Source organism: Leclercia sp. LSNIH3 (assembly GCF_002935105.1).
Taxonomy (GTDB): Bacteria; Pseudomonadota; Gammaproteobacteria; order Enterobacterales; family Enterobacteriaceae; genus Enterobacter; species Enterobacter adecarboxylatus.
On record NZ_CP026390.1, the window covers coordinates 72,885 to 86,844 of the forward strand.

Sequence of the window (13,960 nt, forward strand, 5' to 3'; positions counted from 1 at the left end):
CTTTGTCACCCCGGGCTCAGCTAAGACGCAGAAAAAGCGCTCCCGTGAACGCGGGACGACAACATAAAAATGTTTAAGCCTTAAGAGGGTACTATGGATTTTGAACAGATTTCCTGCTCGCTGCTTCCGCTTCTTGGAGGCAAAGAAAATATCGCCAGCGCCGCGCACTGCGCCACGCGCCTGCGCCTGGTGCTGGTCGATGATTCGCTGGCCGACCAGCAGGCCATCGGCAAAGTTGAAGGGGTGAAGGGCTGTTTTCGTAATGCCGGACAGATGCAGATTATTTTCGGCACCGGGGTGGTAAATAAGGTCTACGCTGCCTTTACTCAGGCGGCGGGTATTAGCGAATCCAGCAAATCGGAAGCCGCCGACATCGCGGCAAAAAAGCTCAATCCGTTCCAGCGCATCGCCCGCCTGCTATCAAACATCTTCGTGCCGATAATCCCTGCCATCGTCGCCTCTGGTCTGCTGATGGGCCTGCTGGGAATGGTCAAAACATACGGCTGGGTTGACCCGGGCAACGCCATCTACATCATGCTGGATATGTGCAGCTCGGCGGCATTTATCATTCTGCCGATTCTGATTGGCTTTACCGCCGCCCGCGAATTCGGCGGTAATCCTTATCTCGGCGCGACGCTTGGCGGCATTCTGACTCATCCAGCGCTGACTAACGCCTGGGGCGTGGCCGCGGGTTTCCACACCATGAACTTTTTCGGCTTCGAAATTGCCATGATCGGCTATCAGGGTACGGTGTTCCCGGTACTGCTGGCAGTATGGTTTATGAGCATCGTTGAGAAGCAGTTGCGTCGCGCAATCCCCGATGCCCTGGATTTGATCCTGACGCCGTTCCTGACGGTGATTATATCCGGTTTTATAGCCCTGTTGATTATCGGCCCGGCCGGTCGCGCACTGGGCGACGGTATCTCGTTTGTCCTCAGCACCCTGATTAGCCACGCCGGCTGGCTCGCCGGGTTACTGTTTGGCGGTCTCTATTCAGTTATCGTCATTACCGGTATTCATCACAGCTTCCATGCGGTTGAAGCCGGGTTGCTGGGCAATCCCTCCATCGGCGTCAACTTCCTGCTGCCGATTTGGGCGATGGCCAACGTCGCTCAGGGCGGAGCCTGTCTGGCGGTGTGGTTCAAAACCAAAGATGCAAAAATTAAAGCCATTACTCTGCCCTCGGCGTTTTCCGCCATGCTGGGCATCACCGAGGCGGCGATTTTTGGTATTAACCTGCGCTTTGTGAAGCCATTTATTGCGGCGCTGATTGGTGGTGCGGCGGGCGGCGCATGGGTGGTATCTGTACACGTCTACATGACCGCGGTCGGCCTGACAGCGATCCCCGGCATGGCCATCGTGCAGGCCAGTTCGCTGTTGAACTACATTATCGGGATGGTTATCGCCTTTGGCGTCGCCTTTACGGTCTCCCTGGTTTTGAAATACAAAACGGACGCTGAATAATGTCTCTTCCATCACGACTGCCTGCGATTTTGCAGGCCGTAATACAGGGCCAGCCACGTGCGCTGGCCGATAGCCACTATCCGCGCTGGCACCTTGCGCCGGTCACCGGGCTGATGAACGACCCCAACGGCTTTGTCGAATTTGCCGGACGCTATCACTTGTTTTATCAGTGGAACCCGCTCGCCTGCGATCATACGTTTAAGTGCTGGGCGCACTGGAGCTCCCCCGATCTGCTGCACTGGCAGCATGAGCCCATTGCGCTGATGCCGGACGAAGAGTATGACCGTAACGGCTGCTACTCCGGCAGCGCGGTGGATAACAACGGTACGCTTACCCTGTGCTATACCGGCAACGTGAAGTTTGCCGACGGAGGGCGAACCGCCTGGCAATGCCTGGCAAGGGAAAGCGCCGACGGCACCTTCCGCAAAATCGGCCCGGTCCTGCCGCTGCCGGAGGGCTACACCGGCCACGTGCGCGACCCAAAAGTCTGGCGACACGAAGACCTGTGGTACATGGTGCTGGGTGCGCAGGATCGGCAAAAGCGCGGCAAGGTGCTGCTGTTCAGCTCTGCGGATCTCCATCAGTGGACGAGTATGAGTGAAATCGCCGGCCACGGCATCAATGGCCTCGACGACGTCGGCTATATGTGGGAGTGTCCGGATCTTTTTCCTCTCGGCGACCAGCATATTCTAATCTGCTGTCCGCAGGGGATTGCCCGCGAGGAAAAGTGTTACCTGAACACCTACCCGGCAGTATGGATGGCGGGCGAGTTTGATTACGCTAGTGGCGCTTTCAGCCATGGCGAACTGCACGAACTGGACGCCGGCTTTGAGTTCTACGCCCCGCAAACCATGCTTACCAGTGATGGCCGTCGTCTGCTGGTCGGCTGGATGGGCGTGCCGGAGGGCGAAGAGATGCTTCAGCCGACCCTCATCAACGGCTGGATCCATCAGATGACCTGCCTGCGTGAGCTGGAGTTTATCAACGGTCAGCTCTATCAGCGTCCGCTACGGGAACTGAGCGCCCTGCGCGGTGAAGCGAACGGCTGGTCGGGGAACGCCCTGCCGCTGGCACCGATGGAAATCGATTTGCAAACCCGCGGGGACGATATGTTGAGCCTCGATTTTGGCGGCGTATTAACCCTTGAGTGCGATGCCAGCGGACTCCGCCTGGCCCGACGCAGTCTCGCCAGCGACGAGATGCATTATCGTTACTGGCGCGGAAACGTCCGCTCGCTGCGTGTTTTCATCGACCAGTCGAGCGTGGAGATTTTCATAAACGGCGGTGAAGGGGTGATGAGCAGCCGCTACTTCCCGGCCTGCTCCGGTCAGCTAACATTCTCCGGCATCACGCCGGACGCATTCTGCTACTGGCCGCTGCGAACTTGCATGGTAGAATAAGCGTTTTGCTTCAGGCTCATGGCGTCGTAATGAAAACCAAACGCGTAACCATTAAAGATATAGCCGAACAGGCTGGCGTCTCCAAAGCGACCGCCAGCTTGGTACTGAATGGTCGTGGCAAGGAGCTGCGCGTGGCGCAGGAAACGCGTGAGCGCGTACTGTCGATTGCCCGTAAGCATCACTATCAGCCAAGCATTCATGCCCGCTCGCTGCGCAACAACCGCAGCCACACCATCGGGCTGGTGGTGCCGGAGATCACCAACCACGGCTTTGCGGTCTTTGCCCATGAGCTGGAGATGCTGTGCCGCGAGGCGGGCGTCCAGCTGTTGATCTCTTGTACTGATGAAAACCCCGGTCAGGAGAGCGTGGTGGTCAATAATATGATTGCCCGCCAGGTCGACGGGATGATCGTCGCTTCCTGTATGCACAACGATGCCGACTATCTCAAACTCAGCCAACAGCTGCCAGTGGTGCTGTTTGACCGGTGCCCCAATGAAAGCGCGCTGCCGCTGGTAATGACCGATTCGATTACCCCAACGGCGGAACTGATTTCCCGCATCGCGCCTCAGCATAGCGATGAGTTCTGGTTTTTAGGCGGTCAGGCGCGTCTGTCGCCCTCCCGCGATCGTCTGACCGGGTTCACGCAGGGTTTGGCTCAGGCGGGTATTGCCCTGCGCCCGGAATGGGTGATCAACGGCAATTACCATCCCAGCTCCGGCTATGAGATGTTTGCCGCACTCTGCGCGCGCCTTGGGCGGCCGCCTAAGGCGCTATTCACCGCCGCCTGCGGGCTGCTCGAAGGGGTTCTGCGCTATATGAGCCAGCACCATTTACTCGACTCCGATATTCATCTGACGAGCTTTGACGATCACTATCTTTATGATTCGCTGTCGCTGCGTATCGACACTGTCCAGCAGGATAATCGCCAGCTGGCCTGGCACTGCTACGATCTGATAAGCCAGCTGATCGAGGGCGATACGCCCGAAACGCTACAACGCTACCTGCCCGCAACGCTGCAGTTTCGGCATCAGTAATAACTGAGTATTTTTGAATAGCGACGCTGGATGCCGATTGGTCTGAACGGCCCGGCGATCGCCGGGCATACCATTGGCGCCGGCATCGTGCTGGTAACGACCATATTAGGGCGTTTGAGCAGTTGCCTGGCCTCACGCAGGGAGACTGGATTAACTGACCGCTGACAAAATGCCTGACAATGACAGTCCGTTTTGTGCCAGAAGCGAACATAACATATAACTAAATGAGTCAGTCCTCAGAAAACTGGTTTACGTTACAAAGTATTTAGCGCTTACCATTAAGCATACGGTTGCTGCCATTGCCTGACATGTTCGATTAGGGCGCGTAGTTTTGGCGCTATATTCCGGCGTTGAGGAAAGTACAGATAAAAGCCAGGAAAATGGGGAAGAAAATCATCAAGCATTGAAACAAGTTGACCATTTTCAATATACGGCCTGAATGTTTCCTCAGGGGCAAATGTTATACCTCCACCGGCAAGAGCCAGCCTCAGCATGAGACGCAGGTCATTAGTTGTTATTCGCGGTTCTACCGCCACGTCGAAAGCTCTCCCGTTCTCCTCAAATTCCCAGCGATAAGGAGCAACATCCGGGGAAGGACGCCAGCCGATACACTGATGATGTACAAGCTCACGCGGATGAAGAGGGGCGCTACAAGCAGTGAGATAGGATGGGGACGCAACCACCATTTCACGTTGCTTTTCTGTAAGCGGGACGGCAATCATATCCTTCTCGATCACATCTCCGAGCCTTACGCCAGCATCATAACCAGCGGCCACAATATCAAATTCCTCATCTATCACGACAATATCGATCGTCACGGCTGGATTAGCAGCCGCAAACGAGGCGATCAGCGGACCTGAAAGAAACTCTTCAGCTATGGAGGTCACCGCGATCCTCAGAAGTCCACGTGGCGTGCTGTCGGATGCAATATCTTCGAACGCAGCGTCAATGCTGGATAAAGATAATGACAGGGATGTACGCAGTCGTTCTCCCGCTTCAGTCAGGTTTACTGAACGTGTTGTCCGCATTACCAGCATTGTGCCGAAAGTATCCTCAAGCCGCCGTATTCCCTGACTAACCGCCGAGCGCGTAACCCCCAGCCGGGCTGCGGCTATGGTGAAATTACGCTCTTCAGCAACCGCGATAAAAACAGGTAAAAGATTGAGATCAATTTTCATTGTTTAATTCTGCTAATCACTGAGTCCAGTAAAAGCAGGATACTGGAACTAATCATAAAGGTCTATCATCTCTCTGAACTCAACTGAAGGAGCACATCATGGATAAAGTTATATTAATTACCGGCGCGTCAAGTGGCATTGGGGAAGGCATTGCCAGAGAGCTTGGAAAAGCAGGTGCGAGAGTGCTATTAGGGGCGCGCAGACTGGATCGTATCGAAGCCATTGCAGCAGAAATCCGCAGCGCCGGCGGTATGGCTGAAGCGCGTGAGCTGGATGTCACAAACAGACTGTCCATGGCTCATTTCGTGCAGTCAGCGCTTGATAACTGGGGGCGTGTTGACGTTCTGATTAACAATGCGGGCATCATGCCACTTTCACCGCTTGCGGCCGGCAAACAGGATGAATGGGAACGTACGATTGACGTTAACATCAAGGGCGTGCTGTGGGGAATTGGGGCTGTGCTTCCAGTGATGGAAGCTCAGGGTTCTGGCCAGATAATTAACCTTTGACGACGGTTTATCCGGTCTTCATGACCGTCCCCGCACACCCCGTCATTCCCCGAACCGTTCATCAGACGACATCGCTGACCTGTTGCGCATGGCCCATTCCCGTCACGAACGCTGGGGGCCCGCAAGATCAAACGCTGGCTGGAAGACCACCCGGCTTTCCCTATGCCTGATGCACTGCCCCGATGAACGGCGTGAGACCGTGCAGCAGCAGCTGGTCGGGGTGTTTGAACGCTACGGCCTGCCGGACCGGATGACCATGGACAACGGCGAACCCTGGGGCGACACCACCGGCACCTGGACGGCGCTCGAGCTGTGGCTGATGCGCCTGGGGATCCGGGTGAGCCACTCAAGGCCTTATCACCCGCAGACCCAGGGCAAGCTGGAGCGTTTTCACCACCGCCTGAAGGCAGAAGTCCTGCAGGGTAAGTGGTTCGCGGACAGCAGCGAGCTGCAGCGCGCCTTCGACCACTGGCGGACAGCCTATAACCTCGAACAGCCCCATGAGGGGCTGGATATGACGGTTCCGGCCTCGCGCTACCAGCCATCCGCGCGGTAGTACAACAGCCACACAACGCCATCGGAATACGACGGGGGTGTGATGGTCAGGAAGGTGGATATCAGCGGGAAGCTGAGCGTGAAGGGTGTCAGTCTGAGCGCAGGCAAGGCGTTCAGGGGCGAGCAGGTAGGGCTGAGGGAGACACAGGAGGACGGTTATTACGAAGTGTGGTGGTACAACACGAAAGTGTGGGTGATCGACCTGAAGAAAAAGTCGATCACCATGGGTAAAGGATGTTAAAAAGTGTTCACCATGTCCCCGGACCGTACACCGATGAGGATAAGGGGTAGGTGCTATGGCCTGGTTACAGTTTAAGCATAGCACCGGTTTCGAAGCGGGTATAAAAAAGCCTGTCCGGACGGATGGGCTCAAAACGCACTTCCCAGGTTCTGAAACAGGTGCCGGGTGCCTCCCGGTGGCTCGTTACCGGTTATACGAGCCGCAAGCATATTTACATACATCAACCGGATTGTCCCGCCGCACAGGGGGATCCACCACAGTTAAATCTAGTCAGGCTCAAAGCGAAACGCCAGTTCCCGTGTCTGTCAAAGAGGTGGCGACAGCGGACCCTGTAATACCTCAGCCTCACCGTCATCGCAGATATCGAAACCCCGCGTCAGATACCATATCCCCCTGACGATCCGCCCCGTTTGCAGGTCTTCCGTTTCGCCATCGGTGTAGTAAGCTACCTGAACCCTGCCGTTGTGCCGTATCCAGTAGAAACCTTCTTGCATAAGTCCTGCCTTATCTGAATGCTGATAGCCACATAACACATCCTTAATAATATAGGGTATTTTCTGATGAAAGCGGGGAGCAGGATCACACCGCGTGATACCGGCCGGAAGTTGCAACTGGCGTACGTGGAGCGGCAACAACAGGCCCCACTGCCAGTCAGGCCATGAACCGGTGTTGTCATGGCGGTTCACCCGGTCCGGGTTGTATGGAGCATAAGCGGAGGACAGTGGGGTTTCCCGGCACGCACTGGATCCTTGCAAGAACACGCCATATCATCCCGGGCTTACCGGTGTAGTGCTGTCCGGACAGCGCAGGAGAGAGCCCGTAATACATGGCTGCTGTTATAACCCCTTTATCAGAACAGTCAGATAACCGTGACTGACGCAGGATAAAAGGTACCTGGCGTTACTGTTGTGATTGAGGTGCCGGTAATAAATTGACCGGATTTCATTATGTTTGCCCTCTGACAAAAGGTTCTGCAGTTCCGCGTGCCGTGCCGCATGGTAAGCCACCCACCGGACATGCCCGGACAGGTTATGTTCACGATCGACGCGGGATTCAATCTGGCTCATGACAGCTGTCAGTTCGTTATCAGATGCAGCAGAGATAAGCGCTCCCGCAGCCCCATGATGCGCCAGCAGTTTCAGGCAACTGCTCCGCAGAAAACTGACTTCCTTCAGTTGGCCCGGAACGCCATTATCATAAAGGCGTAAGCCCTCATGCCAGACACACCATGCAACGTGCTTATAAAGTGACTGCATATCCACAGACATAGGGCCTCCGGTTGCGCCTATCAAAAGCAATATATAAGCCATCCAGCCGGGAAAATCCGTACTACGTAAGCCTGAAAAAGCCCCGAGGCGCCCGGTGATATCAGGCAAAATATTATCTTCCGCTTATTTTGGGTAAAGACATCTTCCTGTATTTATGAACATTTACAGAGAAAGCGTTATATATCCTATATGGAAGCGGAGCCTGAGGTGAAAATTTGTGACTCAGGGAGTCATTTTCTGTATGACTGTACGTTATCCTGTCAAAGTAATTTTGATATAATATATATTATTTAGGGCTGTAACTATTAAAAACCATACTGATATTTAGTCTTACGTCCGGATAAAACAGGAGAAAAATATGCTCTCCATACTTGTGTTTATCGGGGACAATGCGCCGCGACGTTTAGAGATAACCGAATTCAGATCACGTATAAGCTATTTGTGCCCTGACAATGTGGCACGGGAAATACCCGTAAAAGTGATATTCGGCACTTTTTTAGATTGTAAAGGTCACGCCGTGATGGTGGCTGCCGACAGGCTGGTCCCACGCGATGAAATAGCCAGGGCGCACAGGCGTTTCATCACTTGGCCGGATTTAACGAAGCAGGTTGATCAGGGTCCGACATGGACCGGGGCACACCCTCAGAATAAGGCATTTCGCAAGGCAGCTCTGAAAGAGTCCTGCTCATAAAAGTCGACGATGAGGGCCACTTTTTTGCGGGCGGATACGGCCATATCGGGTTGCCCTGGCTCACGCGACGCACGCAAAGTAATCAGCAAGTGACCTCTCCGAAATTACCCAGAAAGAAGGCTGATGCCGATAAAACAGACTGAAACCAGGCGTTATTCAGTTGAGTGCATATCCAGCATAGGATAGATTCTTACGTAGCGTTTCTGGCGTGCATTTTCGGGTGGTTTGTTACTGTTTTTAACGAGGACATGTCAGAAACGCGCTGAGCGCGTCTGAGCGTTGCATCGAACAGTTGAACTCACAGCACAGAGCAGCCAGCAACAACGCTTTCTGACTGCTATGAGCGAGGCGCGGAAGTCTGTGACAATGTCTGCACCTCACTTTATAGCAGACCGTCCAGCTGTGAACGCAGGATCATTATTGCCCTGCCTTTACCCTGTGTATGGTTTGCCGGGTGGTATTAAATTCACGCAATGGCGCTGATACTGATCCCGGAGTTAACCCGGGCAGGTTACTGGCCGGCTGAATATGCCGACAGAAATCAGGCCGTTACCCGGCAATGGCTGACGGGAAGTGATGCGTACTGGAAATGGCACACGGCTTACAATCGACATTCGGTGGCAGAAACGGCAATGTACCGTGTCAAACAGCTGTTTGGCGGGCATCTTACGTTTCGGGATTATGATGCGCAGGCTGGAGAGGCTATGGCCATGATCCGTGCCTTAAACAAAATGACGTGTGCAGGCATGCCAGAAAGTGTACAGATTGCCTGAGGAAGTCAGCCACGAGGAGCGCTTTTATCTAAATCCGATTTATTCAACAAAGCCCCGCGCATGCCGTCAGGGGGAGGTTCTGGAGCTGTCGCTCTGCGATGTCGGGGTAGTGCACGACATTGATACGCTGGCGGATCTGGCGGCGGCGGAGCAAATCCTGGCACAAGCCTGAACAGCGATTATCATTATAGGTATCGTAGAAGCGATTCAGCTTATTCTTAAGGTCATTAGGCATCACTCCTTTTCTTTTGTTAGAATCGGGCTGTGACAAAATTCATCCATCCAGGGCGAAATGAACACACAATGGAATAAATGAGCTTATGAGTGAGAATGAAACCCCAATAAAAAAGTCTGAAAACCATATTAACAAGCCGGTGTTTTTCACCTCGGCGTTGTTAATATTTCTTCTTGTCGCCTTTGCCGCGGCTTTCCCCGATCTGGCCGATAAAAACTTCAAACTTCTGCAGAATCAAATCTTCACCAACGCCAGCTGGTTTTACATTCTGGCCGTAGCGCTGATCCTCCTGAGCGTGACGTTCCTCGGGCTGTCGCGCTACGGCGATATTAAACTTGGGCCCCACCACGCCCAACCTGATTTCAGCTATCACTCCTGGTTCGCAATGCTGTTTTCCGCCGGGATGGGGATCGGCCTAATGTTCTTCGGGGTGGCAGAACCGGTGATGCATTACCTCTCTCCGCCGGTTGGTACCCCGGAAACGGTCGAAGCCGCCAAGCAGGCCATGCGCCTGACCTTCTTCCACTGGGGACTCCATGCATGGGCGATTTACGCGATAGTGGCGTTGATACTGGCCTTCTTTAGCTATCGTCACGGCTTGCCACTGACTCTGCGTTCGGCGCTGTATCCGATTATCGGGGATCGCATTTACGGACCGATTGGCCATGCGGTCGATATCTTTGCGGTTATCGGCACCGTGTTTGGCGTGGCCACCTCCCTCGGTTATGGCGTGCTGCAGGTTAACGCCGGGCTTAATCATCTCTTCGGCGTGCCAATTAGTGAAACGGTGCAGGTGATCCTGATCGTGGTCATCACTGGCCTGGCAACGATTTCGGTGGTGTCGGGACTGGATAAGGGCATTCGTATTCTGTCCGAGATCAACCTGAGCCTGGCGCTGCTGCTGCTGGTGCTGGTGCTGTTGCTGGGACCTACGGTTCTGCTGTTGAAATCGTTCGTTGAGAACACTGGCGGTTATCTGTCCGAAATGGTCAGTAAAACCTTTAATTTGTATGCCTACGAGCCTAAATCGAGCAACTGGCTAGGTGGCTGGACGCTGCTGTACTGGGGCTGGTGGCTCTCCTGGTCGCCGTTTGTCGGCATGTTTATCGCCCGCGTCTCGCGCGGCAGAACCATCCGCGAATTTGTGACCGGCGTGCTCTTCGTCCCGGCGGGTTTCACCCTGTTATGGATGACCGTCTTCGGAAACAGCGCGATTTATCTGATCATGCAGAAAGGGGCGACGGACCTCGCCAATACCGTCCAGCAGGATGTGGCCCTGGCGCTGTTTAATTTCCTTGAGCACTTCCCGTTCTCAAGCATTTTGTCGTTCATCGCCATGGCGATGGTCATCGTATTTTTTGTCACCTCGGCAGATTCCGGAGCGATGGTGGTGGATACCCTGGCCTCCGGGGGCTCCAGCAATACGCCCGTCTGGCAGCGTATTTTCTGGGCTGCACTGATGGGGCTGGTCGCCATTGCGTTGCTGATTGCGGGCGGCCTTAGCGCCTTGCAGACGGTGACCATTGCCAGCGCCCTGCCGTTCTCGGTGATTTTGTTGATATCGATATACGGATTGCTGAAAGCATTGCGACGGGACATCACCAAGCGCGACAGCCAGAATATGACCACCATTGCACCTACCGCTGCGCGTAATCCTATTCCGTGGCAGCGCAGACTGCGCAATATCGCCCATCTGCCAAAACGTTCGTTGGTTAAACGTTTTATGGATGATGTCATTCAGCCTGCCATGACAATGGTTCAGGATGAGTTGAACAAACAGAGCACCGTAAGCCATATCAACAACAGTGGCGAAGACCGTATTCGCTTCGAAGTGGATTTAGGCAATGAGCTTAACTTCATCTACGAAGTCAGACTCCGCGGTTATGTTGCTCCTACCTTTGCGATCTCCGGGCTGGATAATGAGGAGCAGCAGGCAGAACAGCATAAATACTATCGGGCTGAAATCTACCTGAAAGAAGGCGGTCAGGATTACGATGTGATGGGCTGGAATCAGGAACAGATTATCAACGATATTCTCGACCAGTATGAAAAGCATCTTCACTTCTTACATTTGGTTCGCTAATACAAAAACACCGCCTTTCGGCGGTGTTTTTCTTTATTCTGCCGGGATCTCCTCCAGGCGGGTATATAGGGGGCCGCTTGGAAAACGGAAAACATCCTACATTAAGCCTGTTTTTTAAGCAGGCATGACAGGCAGCTTTGAGCTGGATTTCAACTGATGGACGCAACACACTTACTGAACCGTTCTGCGAGTGATTCACTCCCAAGCGGTGCCGTAATGCCCATTTCTCATGAGAATGCATATAGGTAGACATTAATAACCGTTGCGTTAGCTTTCCCCATAACCACTTGGCAACTGTTAAAACCAATCCCGAGGGGGGAGAAATAGACATGCATAAACCCTAAAGTTATTATATATTTTTCTATATATATCAATAATTTCCTGGAACTTAAACACTCATCTTTAATGATGCTTTAGATCGTTGCCAGTAGGTAAAAAACGTCACAGCCAGGGATGGCGAAGGCATCAAGGTTGATCCTGTCGACTAAATCATTTGACAAGATTGAGCCTATCGCGGGCATCTCGAAGACGCTGTTCTCCGCGACGATCGTACTGTTGGGTGGTCGTAACGCTGGCGTGACCCATCGCATCTTTAACCGTAATTAAGTCCTCACCGTTATCCAGCATGGCAGTTGCGAAGGTCCTGCGCAGGTCATGTGGCGAGCACTTACCGATCCCGGCCTGCCCCTGACGCACCTGCAGGATATGGTACACCGCCTGGTCGGTGAGCCGGTTCAGTGTCACATCCCCGAAGCGGCGGATCCGCGTGAACAGCGGCCCCGGGGTTTCGCCCCGGACCTCATCGATCCAGATCTGCAGCCGCTGCCAGGCCCCGGCCGGGACGTAGGCCAGACGCTCCTTGTTCCCCTTCCCCAGCACCCGTAGCGCCCGATTGTGCGTGACAACGTCACGTAAATCTAGGCCCACGGCCTCGGACCGCCGCAGGCCACATCCCAGGATAACCGCCAGCATCGCCGCGTCCCTCGGCCCGAGGCAGCTGCGATCGGCCTCACACACGGCAAACAACGCGCGGATCTCCTCCGGCGGCAGGGCCCGACCGCTTGGCAGCCGGCTGCCACGCAGGTTCGGTACCGCCCGGATGTGCTGGAAGCTCTCAACGTCCATCAGGCGGAGCATCCAGGCTTCCTTCGCTACGCCCTTAAGAGCCGACAGATAGGTGTTAATAGTTGCCATCCCCCGGCCAGTATCGCGCAGTAACTCGGTGATTACCATAACGTGATACCGGCGAATGCTGCCCGAGTTGCAGGTGTCAGCGCTACCGGCACCAAGCATTTTGGCGACAATCCCGAGGAACGAAGCCATGGTCTGCCGGCTACGTTGGGAATTAAGGGACAATAGGTAAGCCCGGGCCGGATTTACCGGAACGTTATTGCCGGACAGCGCCGGCAGAAATGTCTCATCCAGCGGGATCGCTGCTGCCAGAAGATTACGTTCCTGTTCGTCATCAGGCATCAGGCTCATGTCAGGCTCCGGTCCGGCCGGAAAACGTCCGGCGCGCTGTGCGAAAACTCAGGGGAAATGGTCCCGTGAAGCGTACCGCAGAAAGACTACTTTTTCAAAGGTACATTTTAATAAGTAGAAAAAACAGGTGGTCTTACGGATATAAATGCTGCCAACAGCCCTGAAGAAACTCGTCGCCTGACAGTGTTAACTCTTTTCGGAAAAACGGGTAATGACTCCAACTTATTGATAGTGTTTTATGTTCAGATAATGCCCGAAGACTTTGTCATGCAGCTCCACCGATTTTGAGAACGACAGCGACTTCCGTCCCAGCCGTGCCAGGTGCTGCCTCAGATTCAGGTTATGCCGCTCAATTCGCTGCGTATATCGCTTGCTGATTACGTGCAGCTTTCCCTTCAGGCGGGATTCATACAGCGGCCAGCCATCCGTCATCCATATCACCACGTCAAAGGGTGACAGCAGGCTCATAAGACGCCCCAGCGTCGCCATAGTGCGTTCACCGAATACGTGCGCAACAACCGTCTTCCGGAGCCTGTCATACGCGTAAAACAGCCAGCGCTGGCGCGATTTAGCCCCGACATAGCCCCACTGTTCGTCCATTTCCGCGCAGACGATGACGTCACTGCCCGGCTGTATGCGCGAGGTTACCGACTGCGGCCTGAGTTTTTTAAGTGACGTAAAATCGTGTTGAGGCCAACGCCCATAATGCGGGCGGTTGCCCGGCATCCAACGCCATTCATGGCCATATCAATGATTTTCTGGTGCGTACCGGGTTGAGAAGCGGTGTAAGTGAACTGCAGTTGCCATGTTTTACGGCAGTGAGAGCAGAGATAGCGCTGATGTCCGGCGGTGCTTTTGCCGTTACGCACCACCCCGTCAGTAGCTGAACAGGAGGGACAGCTGATAGAAACAGAAGCCACTGGAGCACCTCAAAAACACCATCATACACTAAATCAGTAAGTTGGCAGCATCACCCAAAAGTTGTATAATCTGATTTGTTGTGCTGTATTATATTACTAATACAGGCAAATACATCATCAAGCCTGT

Annotated in this window: 10 protein-coding genes and 5 pseudogenes; 9 read left to right on the forward strand and 6 right to left on the reverse strand. The window is 54.1% G+C overall.

Annotated features, from left to right (window positions below):
* The first annotated feature begins 93 nt into the window (after positions 1-93).
* Genes C3F35_RS24030 through C3F35_RS24040 form a run of 3 tightly spaced genes read left to right on the forward strand, consistent with a single transcriptional unit; the run spans position 94 to position 3,898 of the window.
* Entirely contained in the window at positions 94-1,464 is a 1,371-nt protein-coding gene (locus tag C3F35_RS24030) for a sucrose-specific PTS transporter subunit IIBC (protein WP_000345203.1), read from the forward strand.
* Positions 1,464-2,864 carry a sucrose-6-phosphate hydrolase gene (locus C3F35_RS24035; protein WP_062779778.1) on the forward strand — a complete coding sequence of 467 codons (1,401 nt, stop codon included), beginning with the start codon at positions 1,464-1,466 and terminating at the stop codon, positions 2,862-2,864. Before C3F35_RS24030 ends, C3F35_RS24035 begins: the two co-directional genes overlap by 1 nt.
* 29 nt (positions 2,865-2,893) lie before the next feature.
* Positions 2,894-3,898 (forward strand): LacI family DNA-binding transcriptional regulator, encoded by a 1,005-nt coding sequence (locus tag C3F35_RS24040; protein WP_000851062.1) that lies wholly within the window; start codon positions 2,894-2,896, stop codon positions 3,896-3,898.
* 278 nt (positions 3,899-4,176) lie between these two features.
* Here C3F35_RS24040 and C3F35_RS24045 read toward each other — a convergent pair whose 3' ends face one another.
* Positions 4,177-5,076: a LysR family transcriptional regulator gene (locus C3F35_RS24045; protein WP_062779780.1), complete on the reverse strand. Its 900-nt coding sequence runs from the start codon at positions 5,074-5,076 to the stop codon at positions 4,177-4,179.
* Between the two features lie 98 nt (positions 5,077-5,174).
* On the opposite strand from C3F35_RS24045, the pseudogene C3F35_RS24050 reads away from it, so the two are divergent.
* A pseudogene (locus C3F35_RS24050) lies at positions 5,175-5,582 on the forward strand (SDR family oxidoreductase); the annotation flags it as partial.
* A 4-nt stretch (positions 5,583-5,586) separates the two neighbouring features.
* Positions 5,587-6,381: pseudogene (locus C3F35_RS24055) on the forward strand (integrase core domain-containing protein); the annotation flags it as partial.
* A 305-nt stretch (positions 6,382-6,686) separates the two neighbouring features.
* On the opposite strand, the gene C3F35_RS27175 reads toward C3F35_RS24055, so the two are convergent.
* A complete protein-coding gene (locus C3F35_RS27175) occupies positions 6,687-6,875 on the reverse strand; it encodes a hypothetical protein (protein WP_103181190.1) in 189 nt (62 codons plus the stop codon).
* Positions 6,876-7,217: 342 nt separating this feature from the next.
* A complete protein-coding gene (locus tag C3F35_RS24065) occupies positions 7,218-7,649 on the reverse strand; it encodes a hypothetical protein (RefSeq protein WP_103181191.1) in 432 nt (143 codons plus the stop codon).
* A 744-nt stretch (positions 7,650-8,393) separates the two neighbouring features.
* Between C3F35_RS24065 and C3F35_RS27180 the strand changes: the two are divergent.
* Positions 8,394-8,483, forward strand: a pseudogene (locus C3F35_RS27180) (hypothetical protein); the annotation flags it as partial.
* A gap of 274 nt (positions 8,484-8,757) precedes the next feature.
* Here the strand turns inward: C3F35_RS27180 and C3F35_RS27405 are convergent.
* A pseudogene (locus tag C3F35_RS27405) lies at positions 8,758-8,848 on the reverse strand (helix-turn-helix domain-containing protein); the annotation flags it as partial.
* On the opposite strand from C3F35_RS27405, the pseudogene C3F35_RS24080 reads away from it, so the two are divergent.
* The 3 genes and pseudogenes from C3F35_RS24080 to C3F35_RS24090 form a co-directional block, all read left to right on the forward strand.
* A pseudogene (locus C3F35_RS24080) lies at positions 8,847-9,113 on the forward strand (IS5/IS1182 family transposase); the annotation flags it as partial. The pseudogenes C3F35_RS27405 and C3F35_RS24080 sit on opposite strands and share 2 nt — an antisense overlap.
* Complete coding sequence (locus C3F35_RS24085) at positions 9,097-9,285, forward strand: hypothetical protein (RefSeq protein WP_062779880.1); 189 nt, start codon at positions 9,097-9,099, stop codon at positions 9,283-9,285. The pseudogene C3F35_RS24080 and the gene C3F35_RS24085, both read left to right, overlap by 17 nt.
* A 148-nt stretch (positions 9,286-9,433) precedes the next feature.
* Entirely contained in the window at positions 9,434-11,431 is a 1,998-nt protein-coding gene (locus C3F35_RS24090; RefSeq protein WP_103793573.1) for a BCCT family transporter, read from the forward strand.
* Between the two features lie 489 nt (positions 11,432-11,920).
* Here the strand turns inward: C3F35_RS24090 and C3F35_RS24095 are convergent, their stop codons facing one another.
* Together C3F35_RS24095 and C3F35_RS24105 are read right to left on the reverse strand one after the other, a co-directional pair.
* Positions 11,921-12,913: a tyrosine-type recombinase/integrase gene (locus tag C3F35_RS24095; protein ID WP_104456759.1), complete on the reverse strand. Its 993-nt coding sequence runs from the start codon at positions 12,911-12,913 to the stop codon at positions 11,921-11,923.
* Positions 12,914-13,135: 222 nt separating this feature from the next.
* Positions 13,136-13,833, reverse strand: a protein-coding gene (locus tag C3F35_RS24105; RefSeq protein ID WP_225988000.1) for an IS1-like element IS1A family transposase whose coding sequence is annotated in 2 segments (ribosomal slippage) — positions 13,136-13,584 and positions 13,584-13,833 — 699 coding nt in all. Because the reading frame shifts where the segments join, the coding sequence is not laid out codon by codon here.
* Positions 13,834-13,960 lie beyond the last annotated feature (127 nt).

Bases quoted from the DNA above. Each gene is read 5' to 3' on its own strand.
- C3F35_RS24030 (WP_000345203.1), top strand. From the start codon at position 94: ATGGATTTTGAACAGATTTCCTGCTCGCTGCTTCCGCTTCTTGGAGGC.
- C3F35_RS24090 (WP_103793573.1), top strand. From the start codon at position 9,434: ATGAGTGAGAATGAAACCCCAATAAAAAAGTCTGAAAACCATATTAAC.
- C3F35_RS24065 (WP_103181191.1), bottom strand. From the start codon at position 7,649: ATGTCTGTGGATATGCAGTCACTTTATAAGCACGTTGCATGGTGTGTC.
- C3F35_RS24035 (WP_062779778.1), top strand. From the start codon at position 1,464: ATGTCTCTTCCATCACGACTGCCTGCGATTTTGCAGGCCGTAATACAG.
- C3F35_RS24095 (WP_104456759.1), bottom strand. From the start codon at position 12,913: ATGAGCCTGATGCCTGATGACGAACAGGAACGTAATCTTCTGGCAGCA.
- C3F35_RS24040 (WP_000851062.1), top strand. From the start codon at position 2,894: ATGAAAACCAAACGCGTAACCATTAAAGATATAGCCGAACAGGCTGGC.
- C3F35_RS24045 (WP_062779780.1), bottom strand. From the start codon at position 5,076: ATGAAAATTGATCTCAATCTTTTACCTGTTTTTATCGCGGTTGCTGAA.
- C3F35_RS27175 (WP_103181190.1), bottom strand. From the start codon at position 6,875: ATGCAAGAAGGTTTCTACTGGATACGGCACAACGGCAGGGTTCAGGTA.